The following is a 20494-nucleotide window of genomic DNA, read 5'->3' as shown; positions in this document are numbered from 1 at the left end:
CCGCGCATTGGCCCTAGAATCGGGCCATGCTCAAGATCGACACCCACGCCCACTACTTGCCGCGCGACTGGCCGGACCTTGCCGCCAAGTACGGCGACAACCGCTTCCCGGTGATCCACCACGGCGACGACGGCCGCCACCGGATCTACAAGGACGGCAAGTTCTTCCGCGAGATCTGGCCGAAGACCTGGGACCCGCAGATCCGCATCGACGACTACGCCGGCTTCGGCGTGCAGGTGCAGGTGCTGTCCACGGTGCCGGTGATGTTCAGCTATTGGGCCAAGGCGCACCAGGCGCTGGAGCTGCACAAGTCGCTCAACGACCACATGGCGCAGACCTGCCGCGATTTCCCGCGCCATTACGCCGGCATCGGCACGGTACCGCTGCAATCGCCGCAGCTCGCCGTGCGCGAGCTGGAGCGTTGCATGGACGAGCTGGGCCTGCAGGGCGTGCAGATCGGATCGCACATCGGCGACTGGAACCTCGACGCACCGGAACTGTTCGAATTCTTCGAGGCGGCCAGCGACCTGGGCGCGGCCATCCTGGTGCATCCCTGGGACATGATGGGCGCCGAGTCGATGCCGAAGTACTGGCTGCCGTGGCTGGTCGGCATGCCGGCGGAGCAATCGCGCGCCGCCTGCTGCCTGGTGTTCGGCGGCGTGCTGGAACGCCTGCCGAAGCTGCGCATCGCGCTGGCCCACGGCGGCGGCAGCTTCCCCTACACCATCGGCCGGATCGAGCACGGGTTCAACATGCGCCCCGACCTTGTGGCCACCGACAATTTCCGCAATCCACGCGAGTACCTGAAGCGGCTGTACTTCGATTCCTGGGTGGCCGATGACGCCGCGCTTCGCTACCTGCTCGAAGCTTGCGGCAGCGACCGGGTGATGCTGGGCACCGACTATCCGTTCCCGCTGGGCGAGCAGGTGCCGGGTGAAGGCATCGAACGGCTCGACCTGGCCGACGCGCAGCGCGCACGGCTTTACCACGGCACCGCGCTGGAATGGCTGGGCCTGTCCGCATCGAGGTTTGCATGACCGAGCTTTACACCGACCACCACGCGTCCGCGCTCGATGCGGCCGACCCGCTGCGCCATTTCCGCGACGAGTTCCACCTGCCGCTGCACGACGGCGCGCCGCAGGCCTACTTCGTGGGCAACTCGCTGGGCCTGCAGCCGAAGGGCGCGCGCGCCCACGTCGAGGAGGTGCTGGACAAATGGGCGCGCGAGGCGGTGGAAGGCCACTTCACCGGCAGCGCGCAGTGGATGCCCTACCACGAGCTGGTGCGCGATCCGCTGGCCCGCGTGGTGGGCGCGCAGCCGCAGGAAGTGGTGGCGATGAACTCGCTGACCGCCAACCTGCATTTCATGCTGGTCAGCTTCTATCGCCCGACCCGCGAACGCCCGCTGCTGCTGATGGAGGCCGGCGCGTTCCCCTCCGACCGCTACGCGCTGGAATCGCAGGTGCGTTTCCATGGCTTCGATCCCGCCGAGGCGCTGGTCGAAGTCGAGCCGGACAACGCCGACGGCACCTTCTCGATGGCCGCCATCGAGCGCGCCATCGCCGAGCATGGCCCGCGGCTGGCCACCATCGTGTGGCCGGGCGTGCAGTACCGCACCGGGCAGGCCTTCGACCTCAGGGAAATCGCGCGGCTGGGGCATGCGGCCGGCGCGGTGGTGGGCTTCGACCTCGCCCACGGCGTCGGCAACCTGCCGCTGCAGCTGCACGACGCCGACGCCGACTTCGCTGTCTGGTGCCACTACAAGTACATGAACGCCGGGCCCGGCGCGGTGGCCGGCTGCTTCGTCCACGAGCGCCATGCGCGTACCGACCGCCCGCGCTTCGCCGGCTGGTGGGGCAACGATGCGTCGGTGCGCTTCAGGATGGGCCCGCAGTTCTCGCCCACGCCCGGCGCCGACGGCTGGCAGCTGTCCAATCCGCCGATCCTTGGCCTGGCGCCACTGCGCGCCTCGCTGGAGCAGTTCGACCGCGCCACGTTGCCGGCGCTGCGGGCGAAGTCGGAACGGCTCACCGGCTACCTCGAGCAACTGATCGACACCGGCCTGCGCGACGTGCTGCAGGTGGCCACGCCGCGCGACCCCGTGCAGCGCGGCTGCCAGCTCTCCATCCGCGTCATCGGCGGCCGTGAGCGCGGCCGCGAACTGTTCGATTTCCTCGCCGCGCGCGGCGTGCTGGGGGACTGGCGCGAGCCGGACGTGATCCGCATCTCGCCGGTGCCGCTGTACAACAGCTTTGCCGACGTGCTGCGCTTCGCCCGTACCGTCAAGGAGTGGCGCGATGGGCGCTGAGCGCGATATCACCATCATCGGCGGCGGCCTGGCCGGCGCCCTGCTCGCCATCCTGCTGGCCCGGCGCGGCTGGTCGGTGGACGTGTTCGAGCGCCGCGGCGACCCGCGCGTGAACGGCTATGCCGGCGGCCGCTCGATCAACCTCGCGCTGGCCGAGCGCGGGCTGCACGCGCTTCGCAACGCCGGTGCGGACGACGCCGTGCTGCAACAGGCGGTGATGATGCGCGGCCGCTACGTGCATCCGCTGCAGGGCGAGCCCGGCCTGCAGCGCTACGGCCGCGACGACTCGGAAGTGATCTGGTCGATCAACCGCGGCGAGCTGAACATCGTGCTGCTGACCATCGCCGAATCCCACGGCGCGCGCCTGCATTTCGACCATGCGCTGGAGCGGGTGGATTTCATCGACCGCCTCGCCACCTTCCGCCACCACGAGCAGCAGGTGAAGCGGCCGTTCCAAGCGCTGGTCGGCGCGGACGGCGCCGGCTCCACCCTGCGCGCGGAAATGGCGAAGGTGCAACCGCTGGGCGAGCGCACCGAATGGCTGGACCACGGCTACAAGGAGCTGGAAATCCCCCCGGCCGCCGACGGCGGCTTCCGCATCGAGCCCAACGCGCTGCATATCTGGCCGCGCGGCCACTACATGTGCATCGCCCTGCCCAACGACGAGCGCACCTTCACGGTGACGCTGTTCATGCCGCATGCGGGCAGCTATCCCAGCTTCGAGCAGGTGCAAAACGGCGACGATGCGAAGGCGCTCTTCCAGGCGCAATTCCCGGACACCCTGCCGCTGATCCCCGCGCTGCGCCACGACTACGACGCCAACCCGGTCGGCAGCCTCGCCACGCTCTACCTCGACCATTGGCACATGGGTAGCCACGCGGTGCTGCTGGGCGATGCCGCCCACGCGATGGTGCCCTTCCACGGCCAGGGCATGAACTGCGCGTTCGAGGACTGCGTGGCGCTGGCCGAACACCTGGAGCGCGCGCCGGCGCTGGGCGATGCATTCGCCGCATTCGAGGCCGAACGCAAGCCGAATGCCGAGGCGATCCAGAAGATGGCGCTGGAGAACTACATCGAGATGCGCGACAAGGTGGACGATGCGGAGTTCCTGCTCCAGCGCGAGCTGGAACTGGCGCTGCAGGAACGGCATCCCGGCCGCTTCGTGCCGCACTACGCGATGGTCACCTTCATGCGCATTCCCTACGCCACCGCCCTGCACCGCAGCGAGGTGCAGCGCGGAATCCTGGTCGACGCAACACGCGGCCTCGTTTCATTGGACGACGTGGACTGGGCGGCGGTGGACGCGGCGGTCGTGGCGAACCTTGAACCGCTCTAGGAAGGAATCGGCCGCGACGGCGAGACCATCGGGCGCTTGCGCAGCCGCATTCGAGCGGCGGAGCGAGCGTCCGGCGGCAGGCTCCGGCGCACGCGGGGAGCCAGCTCTCCCTCACTCCACCACGACGCTGTATGCCCATCTGCGCGGGCATGACGAGCAGGAAACATGACCGCCAGCTTCCTCTTCTACGACCTCGAAACCTTCGGCACCGACCCGCGCCGCAGCCGCATCGCGCAGTTCGCCGCGATCCGCACCGACCTTGAACTGAACGAGATCGATGCGCCGGTTGACGTGCTGGTGCGGCCCGCCGACGACCTGCTGCCCTCGCCCGGCGCCAGCATGGTCACCGGGCTGACGCCGCAGGCCTTGCTGCGCGTTGGCGTCAACGAAGCCGCCGCATTCGCCCGCATCGCCGATGAAATGGGCCAGCCCGGCACCTGCAGCGTGGGCTACAACTCGCTGCGCTTCGACGACGAATTCGTCCGCTACGGCCTGTACCGCAATTTCTTTGATCCCTACGAACGCGAATGGCGCGGCGGCAATTCGCGCTGGGACCTGCTCGACGCCCTGCGGCTGATGCATGCGCTGCGCCCCGACGGTCTGGTCTGGCGCCAGCGCGAGGACGGCAAGGGCACCAGCTTCCGACTGGAACACCTTGCAGAGGACAACGGGTTGCGCGAAGGCATGGCGCACGAAGCCCTGAGCGACGTGCGCGCGCTGATCGGGGTGGCTCGCCGTTTCAAACAGGCCCAGCCGCGCCTGTGGGACTACGCCCTGCGCCTGCGCGACAAGCGCTTCGCCGCCTCGCTGCTGGACACGGTGGCGATGACGCCGCTGCTGCATGTCTCGCAGCGCTACCCCGCCGCGCGCTTGTGCGCCGCACCGGTGCTGCCGCTGGCGCGGCATCCGCAGATCGATTCGCGGGTGGTGGTGTTCGACCTCGACGCCGATCCGGAACCGCTGCTGGCGCTGGACGCCGACGCCATCGCCGCGCGCCTGTACGTTCGCCAGGAGGATCTTCCCGAAGGCGAACTGCGCATCCCGCTGAAGGAAGTGCATACCAACAAATGCCCGGCGCTGGTGCGCTGGGATCACCTGCGCCCGGACGATTTCGCCCGGCTTGGCGTCGATGTCGCTGTGGCTGAGGCGCGCGCGGACCGCCTGCGCGCAGCGGGGCCGGCGCTGGCGGAAAAAATCCGCCGCGTGTTCGTGCGCGAACGCCCTGCCACGCCGGTCGACCCGGATGCCGCGCTGTACGACGGCTTCCTCGGCGATGGCGACAAGCGGCTGTTCGCCCAACTGCGCGGAACGCCGCCGCAGCTGCTGGGGCGCGCCAGCTTCGCCTTCCGCGACCCGCGCCTGCCGGAACTCCTGTTCCGCTACCGCGCGCGCAACTGGCCGGAAACCCTGCTGCCGGCGGAGCGCGCCGACTGGGACGCCTATCGCCACCGCCGGCTGCTGACCGACGCCGGGCTGTCGGAACTGACGCTGGCGCAATACCGCGAGGACATCGCCCGGCTGCGCGAGGCGCACGCCGGGATCCCCGACCGGTTGGCCCTGCTCGACCAGCTCTCGGCCTGGGGTGACCAGCTCGCCGCCGGGCTGGGCGGCTGACCGCTACACTGAGACAGGACTTCCGGAGCCGCGCCGTGTCGAAGAAGCTGAAGTGGATCCTGGCCATCGCCATCGGCCTGCTGCTGGCCCTGTTCGCGTATGCGGCGGCGGGCCCCTACCTGGCCGTCAACGGCATCCGCAACCTCGTCGCCAACAACCGGTACGACGAGCTGTGGCGTTTCGTCGACTTCGACCGCCTGCGCGAGGACCTGCGTCCGCAGGTGCAGGAGCGGATCGCCCGCGGCATCATCGGCCACGTCGGCTCGGGCCAGACCGGCAAGGCGGTCGGCGAACTCACCGCGATGGTGGCGAAACCAGCGGTCGACGCGATGGTTTCGCCGCAGGGCATCGCCACCCTGCTCACCGGCAGCGCGCTGGTGCGGGAGCTGACCGGCAATGCCGAAGCGGACGGCAAGGCACGCGCCGCGGATCCGCTGGAGGGCGCGGACACCCGCTTCGAATCGATGTCGCTGTTCACCGCAACCGTCGCCAACGCGGAAGGCAAGCCGGTGGTATTCGAATTCCACCGCGATGGACTGTCGTGGAAACTGGCAGGACTTCGCCTGCCCGAATAGTCAGCCAAACAGGCCGCATGGCGGCACGTGACGCGTCAATGGTGGCCGATTCCGGCAACGCGGTCGCGGCGGAAAGTGCGCGAACGTGCATCGGCGAGGCAGGCCAGCATCAGGCCAGCCAGCGCGCCGGTTGTCGACATCAGCGCGAGCGTACGCAGGGGATAGTCGGCCCAGGAATGCGCCAGCACCGCGCAGATGGCAGCGAAACAGCCGGCCGCCATCGCGGCGCTACGACCTTCGCTGCGGACCAGACGCCAGCCGCAAACCGCCAGCAACGCCAATACCAGCGCCAGCACCGTCATCCCCGCCCAGCCGGTGGCCAGCCACCACTGCGCATATTCGTTGTGCGCGTGGTTGACGTAGTTGGCCAGCTGCAGCTGCGGCGGCGCCGCCTGCGCGAATACCGGCACGAACGCGCCGATGCCGGCGCCAAGCGGCGCCTGCGCCTGGCCTGCCCTGAGCGTGGCGGCGGCCATGACATGGCGCAGCTCCTCCGCCTGATCGACGGCCATCCATCCCATCGCCGCGTGCCCGCCGACCACGGCCAGCACCACCACTGCAATCGCCAGTAGGGTGGAACGACGGCTGCGACCGATTTCGCGCAGTCGCAGCGCACCGGTCAGCAGCAGCGCGATCGCCAGCGCCGGCAGCGCGATCGCCATGCCGGCACGCGAAGTGGACAGCGGCACCATCAGCAGGAAGAACCCCGCCAGCCCCAGGTACCACCAGCGTCGGTGCGGGTGGGTCTGCCCGCTACGCGCCCGCAGGCGGGCTTCCGCAGCCAGACCCACCGCCAGCACCATGCCGATGATGCAGGCGGTCGCCTGGTGGTTGGTATTGGCCAGCAGGCCGCCGAAGCCGGCATCGAAATCCTGATAAAGCCGCAGGGCGCTGTCGCGCGGCAACCCGGCCTGGAAGAACGCGAATATCACGTTGATCGCCAGCAGCACCAGTACCGCCTGCAGCAGTCGGCGTCGCTGCGAGCCGGTCAGCGCCGCCGCGGCGAGGAAAGCCGCCAGCGCCGGCAACAGCGCCCACAGGCCCTGTTCGGTGGCGAACGGCGCCAGGCTCCAGTGCGGTGTCGCTTGCACGCCGGCACTGGCCAGGTCGGCCTGCAGCATCTGCCGTGCCGGAGCAGCCGTTCCGCCCCCGATCGGAAGCAGCTGCAGGATCGGCAACAGCAGGATCAGGCCCGCCACCGCGATGCCCCAGCCCACCTGCGGTGACACGCCGTCTTCGGCCAGTGCGGCGACTGCCAGCAGCAGCACCGGCAGCGCCAGCAGCTGCAGCCATTCGTCGATGGCGGTGTTGTCGGCAGTCACGCCGCCGCCCAGCCAGCAGGCGGTCAGCAGGATGATGGTAGCGGGCAGCAACAGGCGACGGACGGACTCTGGCATCGTCGAATGGATTCCGGTGGCGGAGAGAAAACGAAACAGGGCAGGTCTTTCGACCTGCCCTGTTCTGTCAAGCATAAAGCGCACGAGGCGCCGGCATCAGAAGTGACGGATGCCGGTGCTGAGCGGACCGTTCGGGGTCTTGTCTTCGTTTTCGATCACGCCAGCCGCGACCAGGGCGGAAATCGCGATGATGCCGGCATTCATCGCCGAGCTGCCGCCGGTCTTGCCGGGGATCGCGTTGCACTCGCTCGGAACGGTGTAGACACCCGGCTGGTCGAGCTTGATCTTGCAGCCGTTGCCATATGCAAGGAAGCCGCTGGAACCGGCGTTGACCATGACCTTTTGACCGGCAGCCAGCACCTGGCCGCTGTTTGCCGAGGCGTATTCGCCACCGGAGCTGGTCATGATCGAACCACTGTCGACCTGCAGCGTGGCGCTGACGGGTTCTTGGGCAAACGCCGGGGTGGCGAATGCAGCGGCGGCAGCGAGCAGTGCGGCGGCGATCTTGGTCATGGCTTCATCCTTGTGGCTATGGGGCGGGGGAAGATCCCTCCGTTTCGAGGGTATCGGAAACTCCAGATCTTTGCAATAGAACTATGACACTTATTCAGGTTTCTGCTTCAACCGGAAACCGGTCAGCCACAGGTCACCGGCAACCTGCTGCCCTGCCCCACTAGGCACGGGATTTTCCAGACGAAGCCATTGTCCGGGACATCCTGCGGGAGGCACCGTGAATTCCATGTCGACATCCATCCAGTCGAAACTCCCTTGGAGCGCCTCACTCCGTCCCACCACGCGCGCCGGTCCGGCACAGGCAATGCGCCATTGCAGCCCCATCTCGCTCCGCAACGCTCGGGCACGAGCACGCAAGAGCAGCCGATAACGCCCGGGTGCGAGCATCAACGCCTGCTCCAGCCCAGCATTCGGCACGCGTCGACCAAGGAACTGCAGGTGGACAATCCGGCTGCCGACCTCTTTCCCGGGCTCGAACTCCATGAGCACGCCAGGCACGCGTCGGCGACGCCAGTCGAACCCGGCCTCCGATGGCTCCTGGGCGAAGTCACCGTTGTAGAGCAGCGGCAAGCGGCCGTTCGGCTTTACTGCGGTGCCGGCCCAGCGCGCATAGGCTTCGCCCCACCGGCCCTGCGCAATCAAGCTGTCCAGCCAGCGGGAATATTCATCCGCAGACAGGCCGCCCCTGTCCTGCAAGGCCTGCATCACCTGGCCAGCGGCAAGCGGATTGCCCGTCTTCGGGTGGCGAAGCGCGGCCAGCACGCCCGCGCGCCAAGGCGGATCGTCACGCAGCGATTGCGCCAACGCCTGCGCGAACTTCGGATCCTGCGCCAGCTGCACCAGCGCCGGATGGATCTTGTCGGCCCGCTGCGGTGCCACCCGCAGCAGTGCGTCGATCTGCACCAGCGCCTGCGGGTAGTCGCCCCGCTGCAGGAAATATCTGGCCAGCCACGCGCGGGTCGCCCGATCGCGCGGCGCGCGGCGCGCGGCGATACGGTAAAGCTGCAGGGTGCGGGCCTCATCACCATCGCGTTCGCTGGCAGCGGCCAGGACCCGGAACGCCTGCCCCTGCAGCGGCTCGTGCCCCAGCAGGCGCGTCGCAGTCGCCCGCGCGGCTGCGGCATCACCTTCAGCCAGCTGCCGCTCGGCCAATGCCAGCAGCGCAGTGGGATCTGCTGGGCGCCAACGCAAAGCCCGCGCCGGATCGCTGGATGCATGACGTTCCGCCTGCATCTGCCCCACCACGCGCCAGCCGGCGAACAGCGCCGCCATCGCCACCGCGGCCGGCACCAGATAGCGCAGCGACTGCTTCATCGAATCGACTCCATTTCCACCCCGGTCACCAGCCAGTAGCCATCGCGCCAACGCAACTGGGCGATCAGCAGTTCGTTGCGGCCGCTCGCCCCGGCCACCGCGGATTCGAGCACCGCTTCGCTGCTGCCGATCCGCCAGTGCGCCTCAGCGATGCGCGCGCGACCGTCGGCATGCAGGCGTTGCCGCAGGCGCTGCGTGTCCGCTTCGACGGCCGGACTGCTCCAGATCGGCGGGATGTCCGTGCGTGGGGCCCTCAGATAGTGCAGGAGCTGTTCACCGGTTTTCCTGGCGGACTGCACCCGGCTGAACTCCGGCTGCAGCGCCGGCGGGGCGGATGGCGAAGCCGGGGTCGCAGCGGGCATCGACCGGTTCGTGGCGACGGCCGAAGACGCAATGGCAGCAACCTGGGGGCGCTCGACTACGGTCGCAGCCTCCGCCGGAGCTGCAGCCATCACGGCGTTGGCGGCAGCCGGATCCTGGAGCCCAAGGCCCGCCTCGGATCGGAATGGCTCCACGCCGGCGCGACGGTCAGCGCCAAAGCCGGACATCGGGTCTTCCGTTGGCGGGCGCAGCGGATCAAACGGGGCCTCCTGCAATGCGGCCGCCGCCGTCCCCGAGACCGGGCTGGCACCAAGAGGCAGGCGCGGATCGACCTGTTCCGCCGGATTGGAACCTGGTTCGGCGGGAGGAATCAGCGACACAAGCCTGTCGGCATCGGCGTTGCCGACGGAACTCTCGATTTGCCGCGACGCCTCCCAGTCGGGGTCGGCCCGGTTCATGTCGCGCAACGCCAGCAGGGCCAGCACGCCGCACAGCGCCAGCAGCGCCAACGCGGGCCAGCGGCGAAGCCATGGCGAAGGCGGCGCAACCGGCTCTGGCGCCGGCACCCAGGTGCGGACGACCCGGAGGGCGCCACTGCTGTCGAAAATTTCCGGAGGCCGCTCCGCCCGCAGCGCCGCATCGTAGGCCTGCCGCCGCTCCGGGCTGCGCAGGCGGTTCCAGGCGCTGTTGACTCGCGCGGCGAACACCGTGTCATCTTCGCTTTGCTGGCGATCCGGATGCAGCCACATTTGCAGCAGGCGGTGATGGACCTTGATCTCTTCGACGCTGGCGCAAGCCTCAACGCCCAACATCCGGTAGGCATCCGCCTGGGGATGGAACAGCACTTCGCGCGCATAGAATCGCGCGGCTTCCAGCATCTGCGTTTCGCTTTCACCGAACCGCCGCGCCTGTTCGGCCAGCACCTCGGGCGGCGCCGCGGCGGCAACCCCCAGGAGCAACTCCATGCCCTCCGGCAGCGGGCGCTGCCGCAACACATGCCGCTCGCCCGGCGCCCTCAGCAGCGCCAGTGCCCACTCCAGCGCGCTCCCCTTCGCGCCGTTCACCCCGTCACCCCTTGGTCAGCCGCGGCTTGTCGCCGTAGGAGTAGTACGCGTAGGCGCCGCCATACCCATAACCGTAGCCATATCCGGCTGCGCGGGCGTCGTACTTGGTCAGCAGCCCGCCCAGAATTCGCGCGCGTGCGACGTACAGCCGCTTCAGCGCGGCCTGTGCGGCGCCGATCTTGGTCTTGGCGCTGTTGACCACCAGCAGGGTGCCATCAATCGCGTTGGCCAGGATCGGGGCATCGGCCAGGCCCAACACCGGAGGTCCGTCGATGATCACGTGGTCGTAGCGCTCGGCGCCCACGGTGAGCAGCGAGACCAGCTTCGAGCCAGACAACAATTCCGCCGGGTTTGGCGGCAGCGGGCCAGCAAGGATCACGTGCAGGCGCTCGTCGTCGGTGCGCTGGACCGCAGCGCCGAAGGTGCACCCGCCCGCCAGCAGATGACTGAGCCCGGACTCCGCCTTCAGCCCCAGCGTCTTGTGCAGCGAAGGTTTGCGCAGATCCGCATCCACCAGCAGAACGCGCTTGCCGAGCTGGGTGAGATTACGCGCCAATGCCAGCGCCGTAGTCGACTTGCCCTCGCCCGGGCCACTGCTGGTGACCAGCAGGCTCTTGGGCACGCCGTGATCGGTGGCGAACTGCAGCGCGGTACGCACCGAGCGGTAGGCCTCGGAGAACGAAGATTGGGTATCCAAGGCGACTTCGCCGAGGTTTTCCTTCGGCCCCAACTTGGGAATGATCCCCAGCACCGGCAGCTTGAGCTTGTGCTCGACGTCGTCCGGCGTCTTGATGGTGTCGTCGAGGAACTCCAGCAGGAACGCCGCCAGCACGCCCAGCATCGCCCCCAGCAGCAGGCCGATGGCAAGGTTGAGCGTCAGGTTGGGCTTGAAGCGCCAGCGCGGCACTTCCGCACGGTCGATGATCGAGATGTTGTTGGCGCGCATGTCCCCGGCCACACCGACTTCCTTGAAACGCTGCAGCAGGCCGTCGTACAGCTGGCGGTTGGTGTCGACCTCGCGCTTGAGGATGTTGTACTGGATGCTGCGTCCGTCCACGTCCAGCGCCTGGGTGCGCAGCGTGGCGATCTGCTGGGTCAGCATCTGTTCCTGCGCGGCGGCGGCGTCGTATTCGGCTTTGACCGAAGCACGAACGCCTCCGGTTTCCCTGGCGATCTGCCGATTCAGCTCATCGATCTGGCTCTTGAGCTGCAGCATCTCCGGGTAATCCGGCTTGAAGGTTTGCAGCTTCAGCTGGTACTGCGACTGCAGCTGGCCTTTCTCCTGCTGCAGCACGCGGATGTTGGAGTTGCCGATCATGTCGGCAGGCATCGCCCCCGACGACGCCTGACGCCAGCGCGCCTGCGCGCGGATGCGCTGATCCTGCGCCGCCGCCAGCGCGGCATTGAGCTGGGTCAGGTTCTGCACCGCCAGCGACTGCCCGTTCTCGCCGGTGTTGATCAGGTTTTCCTGCTGGGCAAACTGCACCAGCTTGCGCTCGGAATCCTCCAGCTTGGCCTTGGTCAGCTTGAGCTGGTCTTCCAGATAGGTCTTGGCATAGGAGGACGCGCCGAACCGGCGCTCCAGCCCGGACGCGATGTAGCCCTCGGCAATGGCATTGGCCGCGCGCGCCGAAAACTGCGGTGAAGGGCTGTCGAAATTGATCTTCACCAGTCGCGAATTGCGCACCGGCTCGATGCTCAGGTTATCGCCGACCAGCTTCGCGGCGTCGCGCAGCTCGGTCGCGGCATCGGTCCCGGATGCACTCGCCTGATTCCTTTCTTCCTGCTTGCCCTTCGGCTTGAGCAGGGCCAGCATCCGGCCCAGCCAGCCCGGCTCGCTGAGTCGATCCAGCGCAGCCTGATCCAACCCCAATTCGTTGGCCACTCGCTCCGCCAGCGAGCGGCTCTTGATCAGCTCGTACTGGGTCTGCAGGAACGACGGATCGAAGCCGCGGTCGTCGCCGGGCTGGATGCCATCCACCTGCACCACCTGGATGCCGTCCTTGTCCAGCTGCAGCACGGTGGTGGCGCGATAGATCGGGGTCGCGGTCAGCGTGGCCAGCAGCGCGAGCGCCACCACACCGGCCAGCACGCTGGCAATCAGGCGGCGCCGCTTGACCAGAATCCGCCAGTAGGCGAGCAGGTCGATCTCGTCGTCATCGCGGCGTTCCTCCTGCGCTTCCAACACTAGAGCGGTACCGCCGCGATGCAGGTCAACCCTGCCCGCCTCGGCTCGCGCCGGCAGGCCTCGGTTGTCGTTGGCCGGCCCCGCCGGCAGGTTTTCATCAGTCATGCGGGAATCGTCCTTGATCTGTCAGAACCAGCGGAACACGCCAATCGCAGGCACGGCTTCGATGAAGCGGCGGAAGGCCGATTTGCTGCCGGACTGCTCCACCACGATGATGTCGTCCCCGTACACCTGCGGGTCGTCGACCATCCCCTTGCGCACCAGACGCAGGTCGAAGACCGCGGCCTGGCGCTTGCCCTCGACCTGCCGCATCAGCACGATGCCGCCCAGGTCGGCGATCTTGTCGTCCACGCCCTCGGCCAGCGCGATCGCCTGCAGCAGGCTGGTCTTGCCGGTGATGGGATAGATGCCCGGCTTCTTCACCGCACCTTCCAGGGTGATCCGCTGGCTCGAATATTCCTTCACGAACACGCTGACCTGGGGGTTCTGCAGGAATCCATCCGCGTATTTCTTCGCCAGCTGCGCTTCCAATTCGGGAATGGTGCGGCCACCGGCCATCACCCCACCCACCAGCGGCAGCGAAATCTGGCCGTTGGAGTTGACCCGCACTTCCTTGTCCAGGTCCTGCACGCCGAACACGCTGATCTGCAGCAAATCCATCGCGCCGATGCGGTAGTCGGTCGCACCCTCGTAAGCGCCCGAGGCGGCGGTGGTGTCGGGCGGCGGCAGCGCGGTCACCGTAGACGCCGCGGCGCTTCGGCCGCCTCCGCTGCTGGCACAAGCCGCCAGCAGCAGCACCAAGGTCGATGTCAGCAAGCCACGCATCCAGTTGCGCATGCACGATCCTCCACGGTTGAACGGGCATTATGCTTGGCAGGCCAGTCGGCGCAAACACATGGAATTCACACACCCCAGCGCCTGCGCCATCGCCCATTCACATGGATTCAGGACTATTGCCTATCCACCGGGTTCATGTAGAATGCGCGGCTTCTTCGGGCGGTTAGCTCAGCGGTAGAGCATTGCCTTCACACGGCAAGGGTCGCAGGTTCGAACCCTGCACCGCCCACCAGATCCAACGAGAAAAGCCGGCCTAGGGCCGGCTTTTCCGTGTTCGCGCCCCGGCGGCGTCACGAGTTCCGGTCGTGCCCGCCGAATCCCAGCGCGGCCACCACCGCGTCGGCCAGCACCGCCGGATCGGCCCCGAGCGTATCCAGGCGCAACTCCGGCGCCTGCGGCGGCTCGTACGGCGAATCGATGCCGGTGAAGTTGCGCAGCTCGCCGCGGCGCGCCTTGGCGTACAGGCCCTTGACGTCGCGGCGCTCCGCTTCGGCCAGCGGGGTATCGACGAACACCTCAAGGAACTCACCAGGTTCGAACAGCGCGCGCGCCATCTCGCGTTCGGCGCGGAACGGGCTGATGAAGCTGACCAGCACGATCAGCCCGGCGTCGGTCATCAGCCTGGCCACCTCGGCGACGCGGCGGATGTTCTCCACCCGGTCCTCGGCGGTGAACCCGAGGTCCTTGTTGAGGCCGTGGCGGACGTTGTCGCCGTCCAGCAGATAAGTGTGCCGTCCCTGCGCCAGCAGTTTCTTTTCCGCCAGATTGGCAATCGTGGACTTGCCCGCGCCGGACAGGCCAGTGAACCAGAGGCAGCGCGGCGTCTGGTGCTTGACCGCGGCGCGCGCGGCCTTGTCCACGTCCAGATGCTGCCAGTGGATGTTGCCGGCGCGGCGCAGCGCGAAGTCCAGCGTGCCGGCCGCAACGGTGGCATTGCTCTGCCGGTCGATCAGGATGAAGGCGCCCAGCGCGCGGTTCTCGGCGTAGGCGGCGAAGGGCACCGGCTGATCCAGGTGCAGGTTGCAGTAGCCGACCTCGTTCAGGTCCAGGTGCTTGGCGGCCAGCTGGTCCTGGGTGTTGACGTCGACCTTGTGCTTGATTTCGGTGACCGATGCGCCGACGGTGCGGCTGCCGATCTGCAGCAGGTACGGCCGCCCCGGCAGCAGCCGCGCATCGCCCATCCATAGCAGGTGGGCGGCGAACTGGTCGGCCACCTCCGGCGGATTGGCGGCGCTGGCGATCACGTCGCCGCGACTGACGTCGATCTCGTCGCGCAGGGTCAGGGTGACCGCCTGCCCTGCACTCGCTTCCGGCAGTTCGCCGTCGGCGGTGACGATGGCAGCGACCTGCGAGCGCCGCCCGGACGGCAGCACCACGATGTCGTCGCCCGGCCTGGCCGTGCCTGCCGCGATGGTGCCGGCAAAGCCGCGGAAATCCTGGTTCGGCCGGCACACCCACTGCACCGGCATCCGCAGCGCGGCATCATCCGCGGCGCGCGCCAGCGGTACCGTTTCCAGCAGCTCCAGCAGCGCCGGCCCGCCATACCAGGGCGTGTTGCGCGAGCGCTCGACCATGTTGTCGCCACGCAGCGCGGACAGCGGGATGCAGTCCACGTGGGCGATGCCCAGTTGTGCCGCCAGCGCGCGGTATTCGTCGGCGACGCGATCGAACACGGCCTCGTCGAAGCCGACCAGGTCCATCTTGTTGACCGCCAGCACCACCCGGTCGATGCCCAACAGCTTGACGATGTAGCTGTGGCGGCGAGTCTGGGTGAGCAGACCCTTGCGCGCATCCACCAGCACCACCGCCACGTCCGCGGTGGACGCGCCGGTGGCCATGTTGCGGGTGTACTGCTCATGGCCGGGACAGTCGGCGACGATGAACTTGCGGCGCTCGGTATCGAAGAAGCGGTAGGCCACGTCGATGGTGATGCCCTGCTCGCGCTCCGCGGCCAGACCGTCGACCAGCAGGGCGAAATCGATTTCGTCGCCCTGGGTGCCGTGCCTGCGGCTGTCGGCTTCCAGCGCGCTGACCTGATCGTCAAGCAGCAGCCGGGTGTCGTGCAGCAGCCGTCCGATCAGGGTGCTCTTGCCGTCGTCCACGCTGCCGCAGGTGATGAAGCGCAGCAGGTCCTTGGTTTCGTGCTGCCGCAGGTAGGCAGCCACCTGTGCGTCGGCGTCGTCCATGCGCATCAGAAGTAGCCCTCCTGCTTCTTCTTCTCCATCGAGGCGGATGGGTCTTGGTCGATCACCCGGCCCTGCCGCTCGGAGGTGGTGGCCACCAGCATCTCGGCGATGATCTTCTCCAGCGTGTCGGCCTCAGACTCGATCGCGCCGGTCAGCGGGTAGCAGCCCAGGGTGCGGAAGCGCACCCGCCGGAGGGCCGGCACCTCGCCATCGCGCAGCGGCAAGCGCGCATCGTCGACCATGATCAGGGCGCCATCGCGTTCCACCACCGGACGCTGGGCGGCGAAATACAGCGAAGGCACCGGGATCTTCTCGCGATAGATGTAGAGCCAGATGTCCAGTTCGGTCCAGTTCGACAGCGGGAACGCTCGCACCGATTCGCCCTTGTGGATGCGCGCGTTGTAGAGGTTCCACAACTCCGGCCGCTGGCTCTTCGGGTCCCAGCGGTGCTGGGCGTTGCGGAAGCTGAAGATGCGTTCCTTGGCGCGTGACTTTTCCTCGTCGCGACGCGCACCGCCGATGGCGGCATCGAATCCGAACTTGTCCAGCGCCTGCTTCAGCGCCTGCGTCTTCATCACGTCGGTGTGCACGGTGGCACCGTGGCTGACCGGACCGATCCCCTGCGCGATGCCGTCGGGGTTGGTGTGCACATGCAAGGTGACGCCGGTTTCTCCGGCGCGGCGGTCGCGGAAGGCGATCATCTCGCGGAACTTCCACGTGGTATCCACGTGCAGCAGCGGGATTGGCGGGCGCGCCGGATGGAACGCCTTCAGCAACAGGTGCAGCAGCACCGAGCTGTCCTTGCCCACCGAATACAGCAGCACCGGGTTGCGGAACCCGGCGGCGACTTCGCGGAGGATGTGGATGCTTTCGGCTTCGAGCCGGTCGAGATGGGACAGTGCTGCGTTCAAGATTGCAATGCTGCGTCAACGAAGGCGCACAGCGTATCAGCTGGCCTTGCTGCCCCGGAGCCGCGCGATATGCGCAGGCGGCATGAAGGCATCGCTGCGCGCTTGCTGCCAGAACTCGCGGAACACCGCGTGTTCCGGCAGCCGCCCGCCCAGCAGTTCGCCCGGCTCGAGGTAGCGGTACAGCGCCGACAACGAGCGCACTTCGAACGGGGAAACCCGGCGCAGGATGTGCTCCGGGCCCAGCTGGTCCGGGTGCTCCAGCCCCGCCGCGCACAGCAGGTCGCGCAGCGCGCGCACGGTGTTGGTGTGGAAGGTGGCCACGCGCACCGACTTGTCGGCCACGTCCAGCTGCTTCCAGCGCGCCGGATCCTGGGTGGCGATGCCGGTGGGGCAGCGGTTGGTATGGCAGCTCAGCGACTGGATGCAGCCCAGCGCGAACATGTAGCCGCGCGCGGCGTTGCACCAGTCCGCGCCCATCGCCAGCGCGCGGGCGATGTCGAAGGCGCTGACGATCTTGCCGGCGGCGCCGATCTTGATGCGCTCGCGCAGGCCCAGCCCGACCAGGGTGTTGTGCACCAGCATCAAGCCCTCGTGCATCGGCACCCCGACATGGTCGACGAATTCCGCCGGCGCCGCGCCGGTGCCGCCTTCCGCGCCATCGACGACGATGAAGTCCGGCAGCAGTTGCGGGTTGGCTTCGGCCTGCTCCTGCATCGCCTTGGCGATGCCGAACCATTCCCACGGATGGCCGATGGCCAGCTTGAAGCCCACCGGCTTGCCGCCCGACAGCTCGCGCAGCCGCGCCACGAACTGCAGCAGCCCCAAGGGCGTGGAAAAGGCCGAATGCGCAGCCGGAGAAACGCAGTCCTGGCCCATCGGCACGCCACGGGTGGCGGCGATTTCGGCGCTGAGTTTGGCCGCCGGCAGGATGCCGCCGTGGCCGGGCTTGGCGCCCTGCGACAGCTTGACCTCGATCATCTTGACCTGCGGTTCGACCGCCTGCGCGGCGAACCGCTCCTCGCTGAAGTTGCCGTCGTCGTTGCGGCAGCCGAAGTAGCCGGAGCCCAGTTCCCACACCAGGTCGCCGCCGCCCTCGCGGTGGTAGGGCGAAATCGAGCCTTCGCCGGTGTCGTGGTAGAAGCCGCCGCGCTTGGCGCCGACGTTGAGCGCATGGATGGCGGCGGCGGACAGCGCGCCGAAGCTCATCGCCGAGATGTTGAACACGCTGGCCGAATACGGCCGGGCGCAGCCGGCACCGATGACGATGCGGAAGTCATGGTCGGGGATTGCCGTCGGCGCCAGCGAATGGTTGATCCATTCGTAATCGATGCCGTACACATCCTGCAGCGTGCCGAACGGGCGCACGTCGTTGACGTGCTTGGCGCGCTGGTAGATGAGCGCGCGCTGTTCGCGCGAGAACGGCACCTCGGCGGTGTCGGACTGGATGAAGTACTGGCGCATTTCCGGGCCGATGGTTTCCAGCCCGTAGCGGAAGTGCGCCAGCAGCGGGTAGTTTCGGCGCAGCGTGCTCTTGCGTTGCAACACGTCGACGGTGCCCAGCACAGCCAGCGCACCGAACCCCGCCACGCCCCACCACCAGTGCGGGTTCGCGAGGGCCAGCAGCAGCGCCAGCACGGCCAGGACAATGCTGGCGAGATAGGCGGAGTATCGGATCACGGCGCTCCTTCGTCGTCAGGCTGGTGCCCGGAGTCGGGGTCGAACCGACATGGCCTTGCGGCCGAGGGATTTTAAGTCCCTTGCGTTTACCAGTTTCGCCATCCGGGCTGCCCGACAAAGCTTACGCGATCATGCGCGCGCTTCGTTGACGGCCGCACCAGGTCACTCCAGCTGCGACTGGGCGTACGCCGCGTCCAGCGCTTCCATCGCATCCAGCGGCCTGGCCTGCGCGGCCTTCTCGTAGGCTGCCGCGGCGGCGTCCTCGTTGCGGCGCTCGTCCAGCAACAGCAGCACGTTGCCGTGCTCGATATGGGCGATCGGCGAGGCCGGGGTCAGCTTCAGCGCTTCCCGGATGTGCTTTTCCGCCTCGGAGGCCTTGGCGCCATAGGTCAGGCCGCCGATCATCGCGCCGATCTTGCCGATGATCTCGGCGTGGTACAGCGCCAGCGCGGTATGCGCCTCGGCGTGTTTCGGCGCCAGCGCCAGCGCGGCGTCCAGCGCGGCGCGCACCTTGCCAGCGATGCCCTGCTTGAGCGCCTTGGCGATCGACAGGCCCTGGCTGTAGCGGCCCAGTGCGAAGGCGTGGCGGTAGTGGCTGTTGGCCTCGTCCGGCAGCGCCTGGATCGCCGCCTCCGCCAGCGCCGCCGCGTGCTCGAAGCGCTTGAGCTTCTCGTCCTCGTCGTCGACCAGGTAGGTAGCATGGATGCCGATGGCCTTCACCGCCACCGACGCACCCACCGGCCCCAGCGCTTCGCCCGCGTCGAACGCGGCCTTGAAGTCGCCGCGATGGAACGCGCGCCACGCTTCCTGCAGCGCCGTGGCCAGCGCAACGGCATCGAGCTTCGGCGCGGCCTTGCCGGCCGCCTTCAGCAGCGCGGCGGCGCGCTTGGCGTCGGGGAACGGTTCGCAGTCGCCGGCGTGCAGCTTCGGCCAGGCTTTCTTCAGCGCGTCGCCGGCATGGGCAAAGGCTTTGGCGTCGAGTGGAAATGCTGCCCAGGCGGAAGCGGCGGATTTCTTGCTGGCCATGCGGCGATGCCCTGGTTGAGGTCCGGCGGCCAGCATCCCGCCGCCCGCGTCCGCTGACAAGGGGCGATAGTGTGTTTGCTCGAAGGCGCCGGCCCAGCCTGCGCATATCCCCCGCCCCGGAACACGCCATGCCAGCTCGCCGGAAGCCCTCTTCCCGCCGCGCCCCAGCGGTGTTCTTCACGCCGACGCCGCGCCATCTGTGGCTGGCGGCGCTGGGCCTGCTGGCGACGGCGCGCCGGCTGTTGCCAACGACCGGCGCGCGTCGCGGCAAGCCTGGCGGGTAGCGCCGGCCGCGGGCGCCGCGATCAGTCGAGGTAGGCGCTGGTCAGGGTATTGAGGTGCACGCGTTCGGCGTCGCGCAGGAACGGCGCGACCAGCATCATCACCTGCACGATGCCGTCGCGGATCGACGCCTGTTCGTCCTTGTCGCCGCGCGCCGCGGCGTAGTTCATCCAGAAAGTGGCGATCACCAGCACGTTGGTGGCGGCGGCGTCCAGCTCGACAGCGGACGCGCGCATCACCCCCGCCTGCACCAGCCCGCGCATGACCGTGTGCGCCTGCTCGTCGGCCCGCTTGAGGATGCGTGCGAAGCGCAGCCGCAGGCGGCGGTTGCGGCTGAGGATGTCGACCAGGTCGCGGTACAGGAAGCGGTAGTCCCAGATGCACTCGAACACCAGGTGCAACTGCAGCCAGACGTCCTCCAGCCCGGGCAGCCGGCCTTCCGGCGCCGACAGCGCGGCATCCATCCGCGCCTCGTAGCCGGCGAACAGCTGCTCGATGATGTCGTCCTTGTTGCGGAAGTGGTAGTACAGGTTGCCGGGGCTGATCTCCAGCTCGTCGGCGATATGGTTGGTGGTGACGTTCGGCTCGCCCTGCGCGTTGAACATCGAAAGCGACGCATCGAGGATGCGCTGGCGGGTCTGCCTTGCCATGCCGGGCTCCGTCAGGCGGTGAGGTTCTTCACCAGGTCCACGTACTTCTGCATCGCCTGTTCCTGCGCGGTGCCCTTGAGCTTGGCCCAGGCTTCGTACTTGGCGGTGCCGACGAAATCGAAAAACCCCGGCTTGGCGCCGCTGACGTCGCCTTCCGATCCCTGCTTGTAGAGCGCATACAGGCGCAGCAGGGTGTCGTTGTCCGGGCGCTCGGCCAGCGCATGCACGTCCTTGGCGGCTTGCTCGAACAGGGCTTTCAGGTCGGCCATCGCGTATCCCCCTTGCGTGAGGCGGC

At 68.1% G+C, this 20494-nt stretch carries 17 protein-coding genes and 2 tRNA genes; 6 read left to right on the top strand and 13 right to left on the bottom strand.

Annotated features, from left to right (window positions below):
* Positions 1-26 precede the first annotated feature (26 nt).
* From E5S66_RS07175 to E5S66_RS07155, 5 genes are all read left to right on the top strand, one after another.
* Positions 27-1037, top strand: coding sequence for an amidohydrolase family protein (locus tag E5S66_RS07175; protein WP_138348569.1), 1011 nt, complete (start codon positions 27-29; stop codon positions 1035-1037).
* Positions 1034-2308: a kynureninase gene (kynU, locus tag E5S66_RS07170; protein ID WP_138348568.1), complete on the top strand. Its 1275-nt coding sequence runs from the start codon at positions 1034-1036 to the stop codon at positions 2306-2308. The genes E5S66_RS07175 and kynU overlap by 4 nt, the downstream gene beginning before the upstream one ends.
* Positions 2298-3644: an FAD-dependent oxidoreductase gene (locus E5S66_RS07165; protein WP_138348567.1), complete on the top strand. Its 1347-nt coding sequence runs from the start codon at positions 2298-2300 to the stop codon at positions 3642-3644. The genes kynU and E5S66_RS07165 overlap by 11 nt, the downstream gene beginning before the upstream one ends.
* A gap of 165 nt (positions 3645-3809) precedes the next feature.
* On the top strand, positions 3810-5258 hold the full coding sequence (gene sbcB / locus E5S66_RS07160; RefSeq protein ID WP_138348566.1) for an exodeoxyribonuclease I: 1449 nt from the start codon (positions 3810-3812) through the stop codon (positions 5256-5258).
* Between the two features lie 35 nt (positions 5259-5293).
* The gene (locus E5S66_RS07155) at positions 5294-5833 is read left to right on the top strand and encodes a DUF2939 domain-containing protein (RefSeq protein ID WP_171033502.1); all 540 of its coding nucleotides are present in this window, start codon (positions 5294-5296) and stop codon (positions 5831-5833) included.
* 35 nt (positions 5834-5868) lie between these two features.
* On the opposite strand, the gene E5S66_RS07150 is transcribed toward E5S66_RS07155, so the two are convergent.
* The 6 genes from E5S66_RS07150 to E5S66_RS07125 form a co-directional block, all read right to left on the bottom strand.
* Positions 5869-7230, bottom strand: coding sequence for an O-antigen ligase family protein (locus E5S66_RS07150; protein WP_171033501.1), 1362 nt, complete (start codon positions 7228-7230; stop codon positions 5869-5871).
* Positions 7231-7326: 96 nt separating this feature from the next.
* On the bottom strand, positions 7327-7743 hold the full coding sequence (locus E5S66_RS07145; protein ID WP_138348563.1) for a hypothetical protein: 417 nt from the start codon (positions 7741-7743) through the stop codon (positions 7327-7329).
* A gap of 90 nt (positions 7744-7833) precedes the next feature.
* Positions 7834-9057 carry a tetratricopeptide repeat protein gene (locus E5S66_RS07140; protein ID WP_138348562.1) on the bottom strand — a complete coding sequence of 408 codons (1224 nt, stop codon included), beginning with the start codon at positions 9055-9057 and terminating at the stop codon, positions 7834-7836.
* Positions 9054-10442 (bottom strand): J domain-containing protein, encoded by a 1389-nt coding sequence (locus E5S66_RS07135; RefSeq protein WP_138348561.1) that lies wholly within the window; start codon positions 10440-10442, stop codon positions 9054-9056. Before E5S66_RS07135 ends, E5S66_RS07140 begins: the two co-directional genes overlap by 4 nt.
* A 4-nt stretch (positions 10443-10446) precedes the next feature.
* Positions 10447-12735, bottom strand: coding sequence for a GumC family protein (locus E5S66_RS07130; RefSeq protein ID WP_138348560.1), 2289 nt, complete (start codon positions 12733-12735; stop codon positions 10447-10449).
* Between the two features lie 21 nt (positions 12736-12756).
* Positions 12757-13467 carry a polysaccharide biosynthesis/export family protein gene (locus E5S66_RS07125; RefSeq protein WP_051246429.1) on the bottom strand — a complete coding sequence of 237 codons (711 nt, stop codon included), beginning with the start codon at positions 13465-13467 and terminating at the stop codon, positions 12757-12759.
* Positions 13468-13624: 157 nt separating this feature from the next.
* Between E5S66_RS07125 and E5S66_RS07120 the strand changes: the two genes are divergently transcribed.
* A tRNA-Val gene (locus E5S66_RS07120) sits at positions 13625-13699 on the top strand.
* 58 nt (positions 13700-13757) lie between these two features.
* Here E5S66_RS07120 and cysN read toward each other — a convergent pair.
* From cysN to E5S66_RS07085, 7 genes are all read right to left on the bottom strand, one after another.
* On the bottom strand, positions 13758-15659 hold the full coding sequence (gene cysN / locus E5S66_RS07115) for a sulfate adenylyltransferase subunit CysN (RefSeq protein WP_138348559.1): 1902 nt from the start codon (positions 15657-15659) through the stop codon (positions 13758-13760).
* Positions 15659-16567 carry a sulfate adenylyltransferase subunit CysD gene (gene cysD / locus E5S66_RS07110; protein WP_425472188.1) on the bottom strand — a complete coding sequence of 303 codons (909 nt, stop codon included), beginning with the start codon at positions 16565-16567 and terminating at the stop codon, positions 15659-15661. The genes cysN and cysD overlap by 1 nt, the downstream gene beginning before the upstream one ends.
* A gap of 33 nt (positions 16568-16600) precedes the next feature.
* Positions 16601-18241: an FMN-binding glutamate synthase family protein gene (locus E5S66_RS07105; protein WP_138348557.1), complete on the bottom strand. Its 1641-nt coding sequence runs from the start codon at positions 18239-18241 to the stop codon at positions 16601-16603.
* 21 nt (positions 18242-18262) lie between these two features.
* A tRNA-Leu gene (locus E5S66_RS07100) sits at positions 18263-18349 on the bottom strand.
* A gap of 54 nt (positions 18350-18403) precedes the next feature.
* Positions 18404-19267: a hypothetical protein gene (locus tag E5S66_RS07095; protein ID WP_138348556.1), complete on the bottom strand. Its 864-nt coding sequence runs from the start codon at positions 19265-19267 to the stop codon at positions 18404-18406.
* A 305-nt stretch (positions 19268-19572) separates the two neighbouring features.
* The gene (locus E5S66_RS07090) at positions 19573-20199 is read right to left on the bottom strand and encodes a TetR/AcrR family transcriptional regulator (protein WP_138348555.1); all 627 of its coding nucleotides are present in this window, start codon (positions 20197-20199) and stop codon (positions 19573-19575) included.
* Positions 20200-20210: 11 nt separating this feature from the next.
* The gene (locus E5S66_RS07085) at positions 20211-20468 is read right to left on the bottom strand and encodes an acyl-CoA-binding protein (RefSeq protein WP_138348554.1); all 258 of its coding nucleotides are present in this window, start codon (positions 20466-20468) and stop codon (positions 20211-20213) included.
* Between the last annotated feature and the right edge of the window lie 26 nt (positions 20469-20494).

Source organism: Thermomonas fusca, from assembly GCF_005862345.1.
GTDB lineage: Bacteria > Pseudomonadota > Gammaproteobacteria > Xanthomonadales > Xanthomonadaceae > Thermomonas > Thermomonas fusca.
The sequence above is the reverse complement of the archived record's forward strand: the minus strand, read 5'-3'. Positions and strand labels throughout refer to the sequence as shown.